The 17,482-nt window shown below is 70.4% G+C and carries 16 protein-coding genes and 2 pseudogenes; 2 read left to right on the top strand and 16 right to left on the bottom strand.

Features of this window, described 5'->3' with window-relative positions:
* The 7 genes and pseudogenes from BST11_RS22165 to BST11_RS22135 all read right to left on the bottom strand — a co-directional run.
* A pseudogene (locus tag BST11_RS22165) lies at window positions 1–212 on the bottom strand (hypothetical protein); the annotation flags it as partial.
* A 760-nt stretch (window positions 213–972) separates the two neighbouring features.
* Window positions 973–2,391, bottom strand: a pseudogene (locus BST11_RS22160) (prolipoprotein diacylglyceryl transferase); the annotation flags it as partial.
* Window positions 2,388–3,203, bottom strand: a complete 816-nt coding sequence (gene trpA / locus BST11_RS22155) for a tryptophan synthase subunit alpha (protein ID WP_083140172.1) — start codon at window positions 3,201–3,203, stop codon at window positions 2,388–2,390. The gene trpA and the pseudogene BST11_RS22160, both read right to left, overlap by 4 nt.
* The gene (gene trpB / locus BST11_RS22150; protein ID WP_083140170.1) at window positions 3,200–4,456 is read right to left on the bottom strand and encodes a tryptophan synthase subunit beta; all 1,257 of its coding nucleotides are present in this window, start codon (window positions 4,454–4,456) and stop codon (window positions 3,200–3,202) included. The genes trpA and trpB overlap by 4 nt, the downstream gene beginning before the upstream one ends.
* A gap of 36 nt (window positions 4,457–4,492) precedes the next feature.
* The gene (gene trpC / locus BST11_RS22145) at window positions 4,493–5,311 is read right to left on the bottom strand and encodes an indole-3-glycerol phosphate synthase TrpC (RefSeq protein ID WP_083140168.1); all 819 of its coding nucleotides are present in this window, start codon (window positions 5,309–5,311) and stop codon (window positions 4,493–4,495) included.
* 124 nt (window positions 5,312–5,435) lie between these two features.
* Complete coding sequence (locus BST11_RS22140; RefSeq protein WP_083140166.1) at window positions 5,436–6,155, bottom strand: TIGR02234 family membrane protein; 720 nt, start codon at window positions 6,153–6,155, stop codon at window positions 5,436–5,438.
* Window positions 6,148–7,686, bottom strand: a complete 1,539-nt coding sequence (locus BST11_RS22135) for an anthranilate synthase component I (RefSeq protein WP_083140164.1) — start codon at window positions 7,684–7,686, stop codon at window positions 6,148–6,150. The genes BST11_RS22140 and BST11_RS22135 overlap by 8 nt, the downstream gene beginning before the upstream one ends.
* A 53-nt stretch (window positions 7,687–7,739) precedes the next feature.
* Here BST11_RS22135 and BST11_RS22130 point away from each other — a divergent pair, with 53 nt between their 5' ends.
* Window positions 7,740–8,204: a peroxiredoxin gene (locus BST11_RS22130; protein ID WP_083140162.1), complete on the top strand. Its 465-nt coding sequence runs from the start codon at window positions 7,740–7,742 to the stop codon at window positions 8,202–8,204.
* A 24-nt stretch (window positions 8,205–8,228) separates the two neighbouring features.
* Here BST11_RS22130 and BST11_RS22125 read toward each other — a convergent pair whose 3' ends face one another.
* Window positions 8,229–9,323 carry a calcium:cation antiporter gene (locus BST11_RS22125; RefSeq protein WP_083140160.1) on the bottom strand — a complete coding sequence of 365 codons (1,095 nt, stop codon included), beginning with the start codon at window positions 9,321–9,323 and terminating at the stop codon, window positions 8,229–8,231.
* Between the two features lie 70 nt (window positions 9,324–9,393).
* Between BST11_RS22125 and BST11_RS22120 the strand changes: the two genes are divergently transcribed.
* Window positions 9,394–10,932, top strand: coding sequence for a serine/threonine-protein kinase (locus BST11_RS22120; protein ID WP_083140158.1), 1,539 nt, complete (start codon window positions 9,394–9,396; stop codon window positions 10,930–10,932).
* A 10-nt stretch (window positions 10,933–10,942) separates the two neighbouring features.
* Here the strand turns inward: BST11_RS22120 and hisI are convergent, their stop codons facing one another.
* From hisI to hisD, 8 genes are read right to left on the bottom strand one after another with little or no spacing between them, the layout of a single operon-like run.
* The gene (hisI, locus tag BST11_RS22115; RefSeq protein ID WP_083140156.1) at window positions 10,943–11,284 is read right to left on the bottom strand and encodes a phosphoribosyl-AMP cyclohydrolase; all 342 of its coding nucleotides are present in this window, start codon (window positions 11,282–11,284) and stop codon (window positions 10,943–10,945) included.
* Window positions 11,281–12,084, bottom strand: a complete 804-nt coding sequence (hisF, locus tag BST11_RS22110) for an imidazole glycerol phosphate synthase subunit HisF (RefSeq protein WP_083140180.1) — start codon at window positions 12,082–12,084, stop codon at window positions 11,281–11,283. The genes hisI and hisF overlap by 4 nt, the downstream gene beginning before the upstream one ends.
* Before the next feature lie 28 nt (window positions 12,085–12,112).
* The gene (locus BST11_RS22105; RefSeq protein ID WP_083140154.1) at window positions 12,113–12,925 is read right to left on the bottom strand and encodes an inositol monophosphatase family protein; all 813 of its coding nucleotides are present in this window, start codon (window positions 12,923–12,925) and stop codon (window positions 12,113–12,115) included.
* 4 nt (window positions 12,926–12,929) lie between these two features.
* Window positions 12,930–13,664, bottom strand: a complete 735-nt coding sequence (priA, locus tag BST11_RS22100) for a bifunctional 1-(5-phosphoribosyl)-5-((5-phosphoribosylamino)methylideneamino)imidazole-4-carboxamide isomerase/phosphoribosylanthranilate isomerase PriA (RefSeq protein ID WP_083140152.1) — start codon at window positions 13,662–13,664, stop codon at window positions 12,930–12,932.
* 13 nt (window positions 13,665–13,677) lie between these two features.
* Window positions 13,678–14,307 carry an imidazole glycerol phosphate synthase subunit HisH gene (hisH, locus tag BST11_RS22095; protein ID WP_083140150.1) on the bottom strand — a complete coding sequence of 210 codons (630 nt, stop codon included), beginning with the start codon at window positions 14,305–14,307 and terminating at the stop codon, window positions 13,678–13,680.
* Complete coding sequence (gene hisB, locus BST11_RS22090; RefSeq protein ID WP_142276493.1) at window positions 14,304–14,936, bottom strand: imidazoleglycerol-phosphate dehydratase HisB; 633 nt, start codon at window positions 14,934–14,936, stop codon at window positions 14,304–14,306. Before hisB ends, hisH begins: the two co-directional genes overlap by 4 nt.
* Entirely contained in the window at window positions 14,921–16,102 is a 1,182-nt protein-coding gene (locus BST11_RS22085) for a histidinol-phosphate transaminase (protein WP_083140146.1), read from the bottom strand. The genes hisB and BST11_RS22085 overlap by 16 nt, the downstream gene beginning before the upstream one ends.
* Window positions 16,099–17,457, bottom strand: a complete 1,359-nt coding sequence (hisD, locus tag BST11_RS22080; RefSeq protein WP_083140144.1) for a histidinol dehydrogenase — start codon at window positions 17,455–17,457, stop codon at window positions 16,099–16,101. Before hisD ends, BST11_RS22085 begins: the two co-directional genes overlap by 4 nt.
* Window positions 17,458–17,482 lie beyond the last annotated feature (25 nt).

The raw sequence follows: 17,482 nt of genomic DNA, 5'->3' as shown, positions 1-17,482 counted from the left end.
CCCAACTCCGCCTGACCCGCCTGGGCATCGAGCTGGTTGATCAGCCCGTGCTGGGGGGCGCGCAGCCGGCGCGCGGCACGCTCAAGACGTTCCAACACGCCCAACCGCTCCGGGGTCGTCAACCCGTCAAACGACAACCCACCCAAACGCTCCAGGTCAGCATCCAGCGCGCCGAAGGCCTCGACGATCTCCTCACGACTACTGGATGCCATGCCCCGACACTACGAAGCACCACCGACAACAAACCCCCAAATGTGACCACTGAAACCAAAGTGACACAAGGGATTACAGAAAGCCCGCGGGCCTCGGGTGCTAGCGGTCTCGCCTACGCCTCAGCCGGAGGCTAAATCGACGCCGCGTTGTGCCGGCAGCGGCCGACATCGTCGCATCATCGGCTGAGGTCTCGCCAGCGGCCTCTTTCGCGGCCTCTTCCGGCTGTGATGGTCCTGAATCTGCTTGGGGCTCAATGTCTTCGGACACCGCGGGTGCCGGCTCCGCCGAATCACCCCCGGGCGCCTCCGCGACAGCATCTTCCGCCTCCGCGGCGTCCAGCTCTTCGTCTTCCGCCTCAGCCTCCAGCTCCTCAGCCTCCGGCTCAACGGCTTCGGCCTCAGTGGCCGCCTGCTCCACCGAATCACCCTCGGGCGCCTCCGGCTCAGCGACTTCCGCCTCTTCAGCTTCCGCCTCAGCCTCCAGCTCCTCAGCCTCCAGCTCCTCAGCTTCCGGCTCAACGGCTTCGGCCTCAGTGGCTACCGGCTCCGCCGAACCGCCCTCGGGCGCCTCCGGCTCAGCGACTTCCGCCTCTTCAGCTTCCGCCTCTTCAGCTTCCGGCTCAGCGGCTTCGGCCTCAGTGGCCGCCTGCTCCACCGAATCACCCTCGGGCGCCACCGGCTCCGCGACTTCCGCCTCTTCAGCTTCCGCCTCAGCCTCCAGCTCCTCAGCTTCCGGCTCAACGGCTTCCGCTCCGGCGGCTTCGGTCGCGACGGCGTCGGCTTCCGCGGCTTCCGACTCCGCCGATTCAGTCTCGCCGGCCCCGGCGACTGCGTCCTCAGCGTCCGCGACTTCCGGCTCTTCGTCTTCCGCCTCGACCTCCAGCTCTTCGGCTTCAGCTTCGGACTCTTCGGTCTCAGCCTCTTCGGGTTCCTCTGCCGACTCCTCTACGGCAACCTCAGGTTCCGCAACCTCCGCCGCAGCCTCCGACTTTTCAACCTCTTCCGCTTCCTCTGCTGCGGCCTCGGGTTCTCCGGCCTCGGGCTCTTCGGCCTCGGTCTCTGGTTCCGCGTTCTCTTCCTTAGACGTTTCGGCTTCAGCCTCCGGTTCCACCTTTTCTTCGCGTTCGGTCTCCGCCGCCTCGGTCTCCGGCTCTTCCTCCTCAGCCTCCGCTGCCTCGATCTCCGGCTCTTCGTCTTCAGCCTCCGGCTCTTCGTCTTCGGCCTTTTCGCCGTCGGCTGCACCCACCGGGGTGGCCGCCGCAATGGCCGCGGCGACGGTAACCGGCTCACGTTCCGGCGCTTCTTCCTCGACGTAATTGCCACGCAGGGTCGCCGGGTCCTCGCGGCCCTTCGGTGCCAGAATCATGTACACCACGGCGCCGATGAACACGAAGGTCGACGTGAAGACGTTGATCCGGATCCCCGCGATGAGTGTGGCGGTGTCGTTGCGCAGCAGCTCGACACCGAACCGCCCGACGCAGTAGCCCGCGACATAGAGCGCGAACAACCGCCCGTGACCGAGCTTGAACCGGCGGTCCACATAGATCAAGACAACGAAAACCAGGAGGTTCCAGATCAATTCGTAGAGGAACGTCGGCTGCACGACGAGCGCGACCTGCCCCGTGGAGACACCGTCGAGCGAGTGTGGGTCGACGTAACCGGACGGGTCGCGCCGGTAGAAGATCTGCAAACCCCACGGCAGCGTGGTCTCCCGGCCGTAGAGCTCCTGGTTGAAATAGTTGCCCAACCGGCCGATGGCCTGCGCCAGGATGATGCCCGGCGCCAGCGCGTCGCCGAAGGCCGGCAGGGGAATCCCACGACGCCGGCAGCCGAGCCACGCGCCCACGCCGCCGAGAGCGATCGCGCCCCAGATGCCCAGGCCGCCATCCCAGATCCGCAGCGCCGCAACGGTCCCGGCACCGCCCGGGCCCCAATAGGTCCGCCAGTCGGTGGCCAGGTGATAGAGCCGACCGCCGATCAATCCGAACGGCACGGCCCACAGCGCGATGTCGTAGATGACGCCGCGCTGACCGCCGCGCGCCGCCCACCGCCGGTCGCCGATCACCAGCGACGCGACGATGCCGATGATGATGAACAGCGCGTAGGCGCGAACGGGCAACGGCCCCAGGTGCCACACGCCCTGCGGTGGGCTCGGGAAATACGCGAGAAATGTGGTCATGAGGCTGTCGTCCGCTGGCGTACACCCGCGGCAAGTTCGTCGGTGAGGGCGCGCAAGGCGGGCAGGCCGCCGTCGCCCAGCGCCGAAACCAGCGCGGAGCCGACGATGACGCCGTCGGCGTAGCCGCCGATCTCCGCGGCCTGTCCTCGCGAGCGCACCCCCAAGCCCACGCCGACGGGGATGTCGGACACCGCCTTCACCCTGCCCACCAGCTCGGGCGCGGCCTGCGACACCGCGTCGCGCGCGCCCGTGACACCCATCGTCGAGGCCGCGTAGACGAAGCCGCGCGACGCCTCGACCGTGGTCACCAGCCGCTGCGGCGTCGACGACGGCGCCACCAAAAAGATGCGATCCAACCGATGGTCCTCGGATGCCTCCAGCCACTGGCCGGCTTCGTCGGGGATGAGGTCGGGAGTGATCAGGCCGTGCCCGCCGGCGGCGGCAAGGTCGCGGGCGAACGCGTCAACACCGTAGTGCAGCACCGGATTCCAGTATGTCATCACCACCGCGCGACCACCGGCCCCGCTGATCGCCTCCACCGCGGCCAGCGTGTCGCGGACCCGGACTCCCCCGCGCAGCGCGGCCTCGGTCGCCCGGGCAATCGTCGGTCCGTCCATGCCCGGATCCGAATACGGCACGCCGACTTCGATGATGTCGCAACCGGATTCGACGAGTGCGATCATCGCCTGCACGGAGGTGCGCACGTCGGGGTATCCGGTGGGCAGGTAGCCGATCAGCGCCGCGCGGTTGTCCGTGCGGCAGGAATCAAACGTCGGCCCCAGCCGACTCGCCTCGCTCTGTTGCACCGTCATTGCGGCCCCAACAGCCCGAACCACTTCGCGGCCGTCTCGACGTCCTTGTCACCGCGCCCGGAGAGGTTCACCACTATGACGGCGCCCCTTCCCAATTCGCTGCCCAGCTTGAGGGCCCCGGCCACCGCGTGCGCGGATTCGATGGCCGGGATGATGCCCTCCGTCCGGCACAGCAGGCCGAACGCCTCCATGGCCTCGGCGTCGGTGACGGGCCGGTATTCGGCGCGGCCGGTCTCCCGCAGCCAGGCGTGTTCAGGGCCCACCCCCGGATAGTCCAAACCGGCCGAGATCGAATGGGATTCGATGGTCTGGCCGTCCTCGTCCTGCAGCAGGTAGGAGAACGATCCCTGGAAGGCCCCGGGCGAGCCGCCGGTGAACGTCGCGGCGTGCCTGCCGGTCTCGACTCCGTCGCCGGCCGCCTCGAACCCGATCAGCCGCACGCCGGGATCGTCGATGAACGCGTGGAAGATCCCGATCGCGTTGGAACCGCCGCCGACGCACGCCGTGACCGCGTCGGGCAACCTGCCCGCCTGCGCCTGGATCTGGGCGCGCGTCTCCAGGCCGATGACACGCTGAAAGTCGCGCACCATGACCGGAAACGGATGGGGCCCGGCCGCGGTACCGAAGCAGTAGTACGTGGTGTCGGCGTTGGTGACCCAGTCGCGGAACGCCTCGTTGATGGCGTCCTTGAGCGTTTGCGACCCGGTCTCGACGGAGACGACCTCGGCGCCCAACAGCCGCATCCGGGCCACGTTGAGCGCCTGGCGCGCGGTGTCGACGGCGCCCATGTAGACCACGCACTCCAGCCCGAGCAGCGCGCACGCGGTGGCCGTGGCCACGCCGTGCTGGCCGGCTCCGGTCTCGGCGATCACCCGGTGCTTGCCCATTCTCTTGGCCAGCAAGGCCTGACCGAGGACGTTGTTGATCTTGTGAGAACCGGTGTGGTTCAAGTCTTCTCGTTTGAGGAAGATGCGCGCCAAGCCGGCGTGCTCGGACAGCCGGGTGGCCTCGTACAGCGGCGACGGCCGGCCCGCGTAGTTCGCCTGCAGCTCGTCGAGGGTGTCCAGGAAGTCCGGGTTGACGCGTTCCTTTTCGTAGGCGGCGGTGACTTCCTCGATCACCGCCATCAGCGCCTCGGCGACGTAGCGGCCGCCGTAAACGCCGAAATGCCCACCGGCGTCGGGGTCGTGGCGGGTGGGTTCGGCGATGGCCGCACTCGAAAACGGAAGCTCCGGGCGGGACAGACCTACCATCACCAATGCTCGACGCAGGAACGGCTCATCGGCGGGCTAGCGAGACGGTTTCGGGCAGGACGGGTGGGTGCCCGCGGTGACCAGATCGGCGACCGCCGCGCGCGGGTCGCCGCTTTTGACCAGACCTTCGCCAACCAGGACGGCGTCGGCGCCGGCGCCGGCGTACGCCAGCAGGTCCCCGGTGCCGCGCACACCGGACTCGGCGACCCGGATCACCTTGCTGGGCAGCCCCGGCGCGATGCGCGCGAAGCAATCGCGGTCCACGGTCAGGGTGGTGAGATCGCGGGCGTTCACGCCGATCACGTTGGCACCGGCCTTCAGCGCCCGGTCGGCCTCTTCCTCGGTGTGCACTTCGACGAGGGCCGTCATGCCGAGCGACTCCGTGCGGTCCAGCATCGACACCAAGGCCGACTGCTCCAGCGCGGCGACGATCAGCAACAGCATGTCGGCGCCGTGCGCGCGCGCCTCGTGAATCTGATAGGGCTGCACCACAAAGTCTTTGCGCAAGATCGGGATTGAGACCGCCGCCCGCACCGCATCGAGGTCGTCGAGCGAGCCGCGAAACCGTCGCTGCTCGGTCAGCACGCTGATGATCCGCGCGCCGCCTTCCTCGTAGGCCCGGGCCAACTTCGCCGGATCGCTAATCGGCGCTAGCGAACCCGCCGACGGGCTGGCCCGCTTGACCTCGGCGATGACGCCGATGCCCGGCTCGCGCAAGGCAGCCATGACGTCCAGGGGTGGTGGCGCGGCGGCGGCGGCCGCCTTGATCTCGGTCATGCTGACAACGGCTTCGCGCGCGGCAACGTCCGCCCGGACTCCCTCGAGGATGGAGTCAAGCACGGATGCCGGACTCATGCGTGTCGTTTCCTTCCCACTGCCATCCCTCTGCCATCCCGCTGCCGCCACGATTACCCGCCACGACTACATAGCCGATTTCGATGACGTCCATGAAGGGTAGCGACCGTCACCGCACGGCCGTTCACCGACCCTCGGTGTCCGACCCGGGGGCCCGATCGGTCGGGTCGCGTCCCTCGTCAAGCGCATCCCAGATCATCCGCTCCGACATGTCCGTGTTCTCCGGCTGCTTCTGCCCCTCTAGCATCGCCCCGTCGGCGCTTTCGCGGAGCGCATTCGCGCGACGGGTCGCGGGCCCCGCAGATTTCGTCGCAGATTTCGTCGCATATTTCCTCGCGTATTTCGTCGCATATTTCGTCGCGTATTTGGCCGCGTCATGGCGGGCCGAGCGCATCAACAGCACGGCCGCGGCCAGCGTGCACGCCGCGGCGGCCACCGCGATCCCGGCCCCCCAGTGGTGCCGCTCGCTTCCCACCACGAACATCACCGGGACGTGCACCAACTCGGCGCCCCGCACCGCCACGTCGGGAACCACCCACAGGCTGACCCCCAGGTAGCCGACCGCAAGGCTGGCCGCCGCCAGCAGCGCCGCCAGCACCCGCAGGGGCCAGCCGCGCACGGCCAGCGCCGCGACCGCGGTGGCCAGCATGAGCAGCGCCAGCGGCAGCAGCGCGGTCGACCACGTGGCGCCCGACAGGGTCGCCTGTTTCGGCTGGCCCAGCCCGTCGAACGAGCGGATCGCCACCCATGGCAGCCGCGACGCCACCCACAGCGAACCGGCCGCGACCACCAGCAGCAGTTGGGCGACGACGATCGTGCGGCGGCCCGGGGGGGAATCAGCCATCGTGGCCCGGGGACGGAGCCGTCAGCGTCTCGGCGGCGGCGATCGCGTTGAGCACCGCGCGCGCCTTGTTGGAGGCCTCGGTGTACTCGTAGGGGCCGTTGGAGTCGGCCACCACTCCGCCGCCGGCCTGGACATAGGCGGTGCCGCCGCGCATCAGCCCGGTGCGGATGGCGATCGCGAAGTCGGCGTTGCCGGCGAAGTCGAGGTAGCCGACCACCCCGCCGTAGAGCCCGCGGCGCGTCTTCTCCACCTCCTCGATCAGCTCCATGGCCCGCACCTTGGGCGCTCCCGACAGCGTGCCGGCCGGGAAACAGGCCGTCACCGCGTCCAGCGCGGTCCGGCCCTCGGCGAGCATCCCGGTCACCGTCGACACCAGGTGCATCACGTGGCTATAGCGTTCGATGTGGCTGTAATCGTCGACGCGGACGGTCCCCGGCGTGCAGACCCGGCCCAGGTCGTTGCGGCCCAGGTCGACCAGCATCAGGTGCTCGGCGCGTTCCTTGTCGTCGGCGAGCAGCTCCTTCTCCAGCAGCTGGTCCTCTTCGTCGGTCTGCCCGCGCCAGCGGGTCCCGGCGATGGGATGCGTCGTCGCCCAGCCGTCGGCGACGGTGACCAGCGCCTCCGGGCTGGATCCGACGATCGAAAAGTCCGTCGCCCCAGCGCCATTCGGCACGTGCAGCAGGTACATGTAGGGGCTGGGGTTGGTCGCGCGCAGCATCCGGTAGACGTCGATGGGCTCGACGTCGGTGTCCATCTCGAAGCGCTGCGAGGGCACCACCTGGAAGGCTTCGCCGGCCGCGATCTGCTCGACGAGGTAGTCGACGATCTTGCCGTATTCCTCCACGGTGCGCTGCGCGCGAAACCGCGGCTCGGGCCGGCCGAACGTCGCGACCGTCGACGGCAGCGGCTGGCCCAGCGCCGCGGTCATCACGTCCAGCCGGGCGACCGCGTCGTCGTAGGCCTCGTCGACCCGCTCATCGGTGCCGTTCCAGTTCACCGCGTTGGCGATCAGCGTGATGGTCCCCTCGTGGTGGTCGACGGCCGCGAGGTCGGTGGCCAGCAGCAGCACCATGTCCGGGAGCTCGAGATCGTCGACGGCCAGTTCCGGCAATCGCTCCAGGCGCCGCACCAGGTCGTAGGCGAAGAAGCCCACCATGCCGCCCGACAGCGGGGGCAGCCCGTGCAGCGGGCCGGTGGCCAGCAGCTCGAGGGTGGCGCGCAGGGCGTCGAGCGGGTCGCCGCCGGTGGGCGCGTCCTGCGGCACGGCGCCCAGCCACACCGCTTCGCCGTCGCGCACGGTCAGCGCCGACGGCGCGCCCGCGCCGATGAACGACCACCGCGACCAGGACCGGCCGTTCTCGGCGGACTCCAGCAGGAAGGTGCCGGGGCGGTTCGCGGCGAGCTTGCGGTAGGCCGACAGGGGGGTCTCGCTGTCGGCCAGGACCTTGCGGGTCACCGGAACCACGCGGTGTTCCGCCGCCAGGTGGCGGAACTCCTCCCGAGAGGTGGTGGCGGCGAGGTGGTCGGGCACCGAACCATCCTCCCAGACGGGATTGGGCGGCCCGCGGGCGTAGCGTGACGACCATGAAAACTGGTGACACGGTGGCCGACTTCGAACTGCCCGACCAGACGGGAACGCCCCGCAAGCTCAGCGTCCTGCTCGCCGACGGGCCCGTCGTGCTGTTCTTCTATCCGGCGGCGATGACGCCCGGCTGCACCAAGGAGGCCTGCCACTTCCGGGACCTGGCGTCCGAATTCGCCGATGTGGGGGCCAACCGCGTCGGCATCAGCGCCGACCCGGTGGAAAAGCAGGCCAAGTTCGCCGACCTGCGCAAGTTCGACTACCCGCTGCTCTCGGACACCGAGGGGACCGTCGCCGCGCAGTTCGGCGTCAAGCGCGGCCTGCTCGGCAAGCTGATGCCGGTCAAGCGCACCACGTTCGTGATCGACACCGATCGCACTGTGATCGACGTGATCTCCAGCGAGTTCAACATGGACACCCACGCCGACAAGGCGTTGGCGACGCTGCGCGCGCGTTCGTCCGCGTAGGCCGGCGGGCCTTGAGGGTCGGCCTTAGGGGTTGATCGCCAGGAAGATGTACGCGGCCAGCAGCACCAGGTGGAGCTCGCCCTGCAGCCGGGTGGCCCGGCCGGGCACCACGGTCAGCGTGGTGATCACGACCGTCAGCGCGAGCAACACCAACTGGGTTGGGCCGAGGCCGAGTATCAAAGGTCCTTTGAGCCAGACCGAGGCCAACGCGAGAACCGGGATGGTGAGCCCGATGCTGGCCATCGCCGAGCCGTAGGCCAGGTTCAGGCTGACCTGGATGCGGCCGCGCCGCGCGGCGCGCGCCGCAGCGAGCGTCTCCGGCAACAGCACCAGCAGGGCGATGATCACACCGACGAACGTCTGCGGGAATCCGACCGCCGCCACCGCACGTTCGATCACGGGCGATTCCGTTTTGGCCAGACCCACCACCGCGACCAGCGCGGCGAACAACAGCGCGAGGCTGATCAGCGCCGACCGGGTGGTCGGCGGCTCGGCGGGGCTTTCATCCTCCTCGGGCAGGGCTTTCTGGCCCTTCTGGGCGATCGGCAGGAAGAAGTGACGGTGCCGAACGGTCTGGGTGAAAACGAACAACAGGTACACCAGGAGCGAGGCCACCGCCGCGAAGGCGAGCTGGCCGGGAGTGAATTCGTTGTCGTGGTGGCTGTTGGTGAAGGCGGGCAGCACCAGGGAGAGCGTGGCCAGCGTCGTGACCGTGGCCAGCGCCGCCCCGCAGCCCTCGGCGTTGAACAGCGTCTCGCCGTACCGCCGGGAGCCGAGCAGCAGCGATAAGCCGGCGATCCCGTTGGTGGTGATCATCGCGGCGGCGAACACGGTGTCCCTGGCCAGCGTCGCGGCCTCGTGGCCGCCGGACAGCATCAGCGTGACGATGAGGGCCACCTCGATGACCGTCACCGCGGCCGCGAGGAGCAGCGACCCGAACGGCTCGCCGACGCGCGCCGCGACCACCTCGGCGTGGTGCACGGCGGCCAGCACGGAACCGGTGAGCAGTATCGCCTCGACCGCGGCAAGCACCGGCCCGGGCTCATCGCCCCAGCTCACCGCCAGCGCGGCGAGGGCAACCACGGGTAGCAGCACCGTCCAGGACACGCGTTTCAACATTGTCCGCCATTCTCACCGAAGATGCCCGTTTGCGAGTGATCAGTGCCCGCGGTCTCAGTAGCATGCTCACATGCCCGAAAGCGGTGGCCTGAAACAGGGACAGGTGTTCGCCGGCTACACGATCATCCGGCGCCTGGGGACCGGTGGCATGGGCCAGGTGTACCTCGCGCAGCACCCGCGGCTGCCGCGCCGCGACGCCCTCAAGATCCTGCCCGCCGAGCTGACGGCGAACGACGAGTTCCGGCAACGGTTCAACCGCGAGGCCGATTTGGCCGCCAGCCTCTACAACGAGCACATCGTCGGCATCCACGACCGCGGCGAATACGACGGGCAACTGTGGATCTCGATGGACTACGTCGAGGGCACCGACGCCGCGCAACTGCTGCGCACCAAATATCCGTCCGGGATGCCGAAAGCCGATGTGGTGGAGATCGTTTCGGCCGTCGCCGACGCCCTGGACTACGCCCATTCACGCGGGCTGCTGCATCGCGACGTCAAGCCCGCCAACATCCTGCTGACCGAGCCCAACCCCCGGCGGCGGATCCTGCTCGCCGACTTCGGCATCGCCCGCGAGCTCGGTGACATCAGCGGCTTGACCGCGACCAACATGCTGGTCGGCACCACCGCCTACTGCGCGCCCGAGCAACTGCAGGGCGCCGACCTGGACGGGCGGGCCGACCAATACGCGCTCGGCTGCACGGCGTTCGATCTGCTGGCCGGGTCCGCGCCGTTTCGCCACTCCAACCCGGCGGTCGTCATCACCCAGCACCTGTCCGCGCCGCCGCCGCGGCTCAGCGAGCGCCGGCCCGACCTGGCCAACCTCGACGGCCCCCTCGCGAAGGCCCTCGCCAAGAAACCGGACGATCGCTACCCGACGTGCGCCGATTTCGCGGCGGCCCTGAGCAGCCACCTCGACACGGTCCCGGCCGAGGTGAGCCCCGGCCCCACGGAGGTCATACCGGCGCCGACGGAAGTGATCGCCAAGCCCCGAAAGGCGTCGCCGGGCGCCCCGCCGGTCGCGCCCGCCAAGACCGGCGGTGGGCGGCGACCGGCGATGGTGATCGCGGCGCTCGCCGCCGTCGCCGTGGTCGCGGTGGGCGCCTACATCGGCGTGCGCGTGCTCGGCGGCGGCGGTCAAAAGCAACCCAACGCCAGCACCCCGGCGCAGCCCGCCGCCCCGGCGCAGCCCGCCACCGTCGCCCCGCCCCCGGCGGCGTCGGCGATCCAGCTCACCGCACAGATCACCGACCAGTCGGGTGTGCTGGGCCCGCTGGAGCACCAGGCGGTGACCCGGGCGCTCAACAAGCTCTACACCGGGCGCGGCACCCGGCTGTGGGTGGTGTACGTCAGGGACTTCGGCGGCCTCAAGCCGCTCCGCTGGGCCGAGGACACCATGCGCGCCAACAACTTCACCGACACCGACGCCATTTTGGCGGTCGCCACCGACGCGGCGTCGTTCTCCTTCCGGGTGCCCAACGCCGTCCTCCAGGGCAAGGCCATCGATCTCGAGCTGATTCGTCGTGACCGCATCGGCCCGGCCGTTTACCGCCACGAATGGGCGCGGGCGGCCATCGCCGCCGCCAACGGGCTGGACGTTGCTTCCAGCTAGCCCCAGCTAGCTAGGGCTCCAGCAGCACGTCGGCGTCGAAGCAGCTGTGGTCACCGGTGTGGCAGGCGCCGCCGACCTGGTCGACGGTCAGCAGCACGGTGTCGCCGTCGCAGTCCAGCCGCACGGAGTGGACGCGCTGGGTGTGGCCGGACGTCGCACCCTTGATCCACTGCTGGGCGCGGGATCGCGAATAGTACGTCGCCTCACGGGTTTCCAGCGTGCGGGCCAGTGCCTCGTCGTCCATCCAGGCGACCATCAGGACGTCGCCGCTGCCGCGCTCCTGCACGACGGCGGTGATCAGCCCGTCGGCGTTGCGCTTGAGGCGGGCGGCGATGTCGGGGCGCAGGGTCATCGCGCTGTCCTTACCGCGATCCCGGCTTCGGCCATGGCCGCCTTCACCTGCCCGATGGTGAGCTCGCGGAAGTGAAAGACGCTGGCCGCCAGCACCGCATCGGCGCCCGCGGCGACCGCGGGCGGGAAGTGTTCGGGGGCCCCGGCGCCGCCGCTGGCGATCACCGGCACCGTGACCGCCGCGCGGACCGCCCGCAGCATGGGCAGGTCGAAACCCGCCTTGGTGCCGTCGGCGTCCATCGAGTTGAGCAGGATTTCGCCGACCCCGAGCTCGGCGCCGCGGGCCGCCCACTCGATGGCGTCGATGCCGGTGCCGCGCCGGCCGCCGTGGGTGGTCACCTCCCAGCCCGACGGGGTGGGCTTGGGCCCGTCGGGCCCGGTCGGCACCCTGCGGGCGTCGACGGACAGCACGATGCACTGGGACCCGAATTGTGTTGCCATTTCCGCCAGTAGGTCCGGCCGGGCGATCGCGGCGGTGTTCACCGAAACCTTGTCGGCGCCCGCGCGCAGCAGCGTGTCGACGTCGGCGACGGTGCGCACCCCGCCGCCGACCGTGAGCGGGATGAACACTTGCTCGGCGGTGCGGCGCACCACCTCCAGCATCGTCGCCCTGCCCGACGACGACGCGGTCACGTCGAGGAAGGTCAGCTCGTCGGCGCCCTCGGCGTCGTAGGCCGCCGCCAATTCCACGGGATCGCCGGCGTCGCGCAGGTTTTCGAAGTTCACGCCCTTGACCACGCGCCCGGCGTCGACGTCCAGGCAGGGAATCACGCGCACGGCGAGGCAGGTGTCGGCGGGCATGGCGGGCATGGTGGGCATGGCGGGCATATCAGTAGTCCTCCGGTTGGCCCACGGCGCGCAGGATCTCGAGGACCTCGTCGTGCGCGCCGGGCGCCGCGGCCAGCACCGAGTCGGACTCCGGGGTCCACGGCCTGCCGGCCAGGTCGGTGACGATGCCGCCTGCGGACCTGACTTGGGCGACGCCGGCGGCATGGTCCCAGACGTGACCGCCGAACGTTATTGCGGCGCTGAGTATTCCGTCGGCGACGTAGACCAGGTCGATGCCGGTGGACCCGTGCATCCGCAGCCGCGACGACACCCGGCTGAGCTTCTCCAGCACCGCTATGCGGTAGCGGCCCGGGAAGCGGCCGCGCGAATCGGCGCTGAACGATCCGACCGCCACCAGGCTGTCGGCCAGGTCCGTGCTTTCCAGCGCGGGTTGCGGCACCCCGTTTTTGACCAGCGGGCCGCCGGCCGCGGCGACGTAGCGCTCGCCGACGAACGGCATCCAGGTCAGGCCCGCCACCGGGTCGCCGTCGTGCAGCAGCGCCAGCAGGATCGCGGCCATCGGCGAACCCGCGGCGTAGTTGAAGGTGCCGTCGATCGGGTCGAGCACCCACACCCACGGCGAGTCGACGTCGGTGCCGCCGAACTCCTCGCCGTGCACACCGATCCCGGTGGTGGCCTGCAGCGCGGTGACGACCTGCCGCTCGATGGCGAGGTCGATTTCGGTGGCGAAGTCGTTGCCCTTCTTGGCGACCGCCGAGTCGGCGCGGTGACCCTCCACGAAGCGCGGCACGGCGGCGTCGAGGATCTTCGAAGCCTTGTCGACCAACGGGGACGTCAGCGCGTTCAGGTCCATGCGCCTAGGCCCTCACCGCGGCCAGGGCCTCGGGCAGGGTGAACCGCCCGGCGTAGAGGGCCTTGCCGACGATGGCGCCCTCGACGCCGCGGTCGGTCAGCGTCGCGATGGCGCGCAGGTCGTCCAGGCTGGACACGCCGCCCGACGCGATCACCGGGGCGTCGGTGCGGTCGGCCACGGCGGCCAGCAGGTCGAGATTGGGGCCGCCCAACGTGCCGTCCTTGGTGACGTCGGTGACCACGAACCGCGAACAGCCTTGGCCGTCAAGGCGTTCCAGTACGTCCCACAGGTCGCCGCCGTCGGTTTCCCAGCCGCGGCCGCGCAACCGGTGTTCGCCGCCGACGACCTGGACGTCCAGTCCCACGGCGACCTTGTCGCCATGCTCGGCGATCGCGCGCGCGCACCATTGCGGGTTTTCCAGGGCCGCCGTGCCCAGGTTGACCCGGGCGCAGCCGGTGGCCAGCGCGGCCGCCAGGGAGTCGTCGTCGCGGATCCCGCCGGACAGCTCCACCGCCACGTCGAGCTTGCCCACCACCTCGGCGAGGAGCTCGCGGTTGGAGCCGCGGCCGAACGCGGCGTCCAGGTCGACCAGGTGGATCCACTCGGCGCCGTCGCGCTGCCAGGCCACGGCGGCGTCCAGCGCCGAGCCGTACTCGGTTTCGCTGCCCACCTTGCCCTGCACCAGGCGCACGGCGCGGCCGTCGACCACGTCGACCGCGGGTAACAGAATCAACGGCATTCTCAAATCCCCGTCACAGTCCCTCGACCCAATTGCTCAACACGGCCGCGCCGGCATCGCCGCTCTTCTCCGGGTGAAATTGGGTGGCGGCCAGCGGCCCCTCCTCGACCGCGGCCAAAAACGGGACCCGGTGCATCGCCCACGTCAGCACCGCATCCGGGGAGCCTTCCCACCGCTGGGCGGCGTAGGAGTGCACGAAGTAGAACCGCGCCGGGGGATCGAGGCCGTCCAGCCCCTTGAACAGCGCGCTGCCCGGCCCGGGATTCACCACGTTCCAGCCCATGTGCGGGACCACCGGCGCATCCAGCCGGGTGACGGCCCCCGGCCACTGCCCGCAACCCGCTGTCTCCACACCGAATTCGACGCCGCGGGCGAACAGGATCTGCATGCCGACGCACACCCCCAGCACCGGCCGCCCGCCGGCCACCCGCTCGGCGATGATCCGCTCCCCCGCGATCTTGCGCAGGCCCGTCATGCACGCGTCGAACGCGCCGACCCCCGGCACCACCAGCCCGTCGGCCGCCGCGGCGGCGCCCGCGTCGGCGGTCACCTCGACGGACGCCCCGGCCCGCTGCAGGGCGCGTTGCGCCGACCGCAGGTTGCCCGAGCCGTAGTCCAGGACCACAACCGATCGTCTTGTCACAGAACACCTTTGGTGGACGGCACACCCACCACCCGGGGGTCCGGCTCGACCGCCTGACGCAGCGCGCGGGCCACCGCCTTGTATTCCGCCTCGGTGATGTGGTGCGGGTCGCGCCCGTAGAGCACCCGCACGTGCAGGGCGATGCGGGCGTTGGCGGCCAGCGTTTCGAACACGTGGCGGTTCACGACGGTGTGGTACGGCACCGAGCTGCCCGCAATGGTGATGTGCCGCAGGTGATCCGGCTCGCCCGTGTGCACACAGTACGCCCGGCCGGACACGTCGACCACGGCGTGGGCCAGCGCCTCGTCCATCGGGATGAAGGCGTCCCCGAACCGGCGGATGCCCTTCTTGTCGCCCAGGGCCTCGCCGAGCGCCTGGCCGAGCGCGATCGCGGTGTCCTCGATGGCGTGGTGGCCCTCGATTTCGACGTCGCCCTGGGTGCGCACGGTCAGGTCGAAGCTGGCGTGGCTGCCCAGCGCCGTCAGCATGTGGTCGTAGAACGGCACCCCGGTGTCGACGTGGACCTGCCCGGTGCCGTCGAGGTCGAGCTCGACGACGATGTCGGACTCCTTGGTGCGCCGTTCGATACGCGCGCGACGGGTCGTGGTGGCTGTCATGGTGCTCCTAATACATGGTCGCGTAATACATCGTCGCGACCCGCTGTTACCGACCTGGGGGCCAGGTCGGTAGCGGCGATCGGGGCGCTGGCCCGCAGGAAGGCGTCGTTCTCGGCGGCCAGCCCGGTGGTGACGCGCAGGTAGCCGGGAATCCCGACGTCGCGGATCAGGACGCCCGCGTCGAGGTAGCGCCGCCAGGCCGCCGGAGCGTCGGCGAACCGCCCGAACAGCACGAAGTTGGCGTCGCTGGGGATGACCCGAAAACCCATGCCGCTGAGCGCCTTCGAGACGCGCTCCCGTTCCTTGATCAGTGTCGCCACGCTGCTCAGGGTGTCGTCGGCGTGCCGCAGCGCGGCCCGGGCCGCGGCCTGGGTGACCGACGACAGGTGATACGGCAGCCGCACCAGCAGCATCGCGTCGATCATCGCGGGCGTGGCGATCAGGTACCCGAGGCGCCCGCCGGCGAACGCGAATGCCTTGCTCATGGTGCGCGTGACGACGAGCCTGGTCGGATACTCCTCGACCAGCGCCACCGCGCTGGGCTGCGAGGAGAACTCGCCGTAAGCCTCGTCGACGATCAGGATGCCCGGCACCACGTCGAGCAGCCGGCGCAGGTCCGGCAGCGAGACGCTTTGCCCCGACGGGTTGTTGGGGCTGGCGACGAAGACGACGTCGGGCCGGCGTTCGACGACCGCGGCCGCCGCGGCGTCGACGTCCAGGGCGAAGTCGTCGCCGCGGGCGGCTTCGAGCCATTCGGTGCGGGTGCCGTCGGCGATGATCGGGTGCATCGAGTAGGACGGGACGAACCCGATCGCGGTGCGGCCCGGCCCCCCGAACGCCTGCAGCAGCTGCTGCAGGATCTCGTTGGAGCCGTTGGCGGCCCAGAGGTTTTCCACAGCGAGCCGGGTCCCGGTCTGCGCGGTGAGATAGCCGGCCAGGTCGCGGCGCAACGCCACCGCGTCGCGGTCGGGGTAGCGGTGCAGGTCCGCGGCGGCGTCGGCCACCGAGCGCACCACGTCGTCCACCAGCGCCCTGGTGGGCGGGTGCGGGTTCTCGTTGGTGTTGAGCCGCACGGGAACCGCCAATTGCGGTGCGCCGTAGGGCGACTTGCCGCGCAGGTCGTCGCGCAGCGGCAGGTCATCCAATGTCGGCCGGCGGGTGGGCTTTTTGGAGTTCATCGCTCGAACCTCCGCCGCACCGCCTCGCCGTGCGACGGCAGGTCTTCGGCCTCGGCCAGCGTGATCACGTGCCCGGACACGTCTTTGAGGGCCGCCTCGGTGTAGTCGACGACGTGGATGCCGCGCAGGAACGTCTGGACCGACAGGCCGCTGGAGTGGCGGGCGGAGCCGCCGGTCGGCAGCACGTGGTTGGACCCGGCGCAGTAGTCGCCGAGGCTGACCGGTGCGTAGGGGCCGACGAAAATCGCCCCGGCGGAACGGATTCGGTCGGCGACCCGCGAAGCGTCGACGGTCTGGATCTCCAGGTGTTCGGCGGCGTAGGCGTTGACCACCGTGACCCCGGCGTCCAGATCGTCGACGAGGATGATCGCCGATTGGCGCCCACCCAGCGCCGCGGCCACCCGTTCCCGGTGCACCGTGGTTTGCAGCTGGGCGGCCAGTTCGCGTTCGGTGGCGGCGGCCAGCTTCTCGTTCGGGGTGACCAGCACGCTGCCGGCCATCTCGTCGTGCTCGGCCTGGCTGATCAGGTCGGCGGCGACGTGCGCGGGGTCGGCGGTGTGGTCGGCCAGGATGGCGATCTCCGTCGGCCCGGCCTCGGCGTCGATGCCCACCCGGGAGCGGCACAGCCGCTTGGCGGCGGTGACGTAGATGTTGCCGGGCCCGGTGATCATGTCGACGGGACTCAACTCGGCTCCGTCGGTGTCGGTGCCGCCGTAGGCCAGCAGCGCCACCGCCTGGGCCCCGCCGACGGCCCACACCTCGTCGACCCCCAGCAGCCGGGCCGCGGCCAGGATCGTCGGGTGCGGGAGACCTTTGAACGAACCCTCGTTGGCCGCCTGGGGCGGGCTGGCCACCACCAGCGAGCCGACGCCGGCGGCCTGCGCGGGCACCACGTTCATCACCACGCTCGACGGGTACACGGCGTTGCCGCCGGGCACGTACAGGCCCACCCGCTCGACGGGGACCCATCGCTCGGTGACCGTCGCCCCGGCGCCCAGCGTCGTGGTGACGTCGGCGCGCCGCTGGTCGGCGTGCACGGCGCGGGTGCGCTCGATCATGACCTGCAGCGCCTCGACCACGCCGGCGTCCAGCCCGGCCAGCGCCTTCTCGAGCTCGGCGGCGGGCACCCGCACGGCCGAGGGCCGCACGCCGTCGAACGACGCCCCGAACTCCAGCGCCGCCTCGGCCCCGCGCTCGGCGACGGCCTCGACGATCGGCCGCACCCGGGGCAGCGCGCTGTCCACGTCGGCGCCGCCGCGCGGCAGCGCCGACCGCAGCCGGGCAGCCGTCAGCTCCACGCCGCGCAGGTCAATGCGGGCGATCGGCGACGGTCGCGTGGGGTTCACGTTCCCCATTGTCCCAGAGCAGCTCAAGTCAATA

The organism is Mycobacterium alsense (assembly GCF_002086635.1).
Classification (GTDB): domain Bacteria; phylum Actinomycetota; class Actinomycetes; order Mycobacteriales; family Mycobacteriaceae; genus Mycobacterium; species Mycobacterium alsense.
This window is presented reverse-complemented; position numbering and strand designations above follow the sequence as displayed.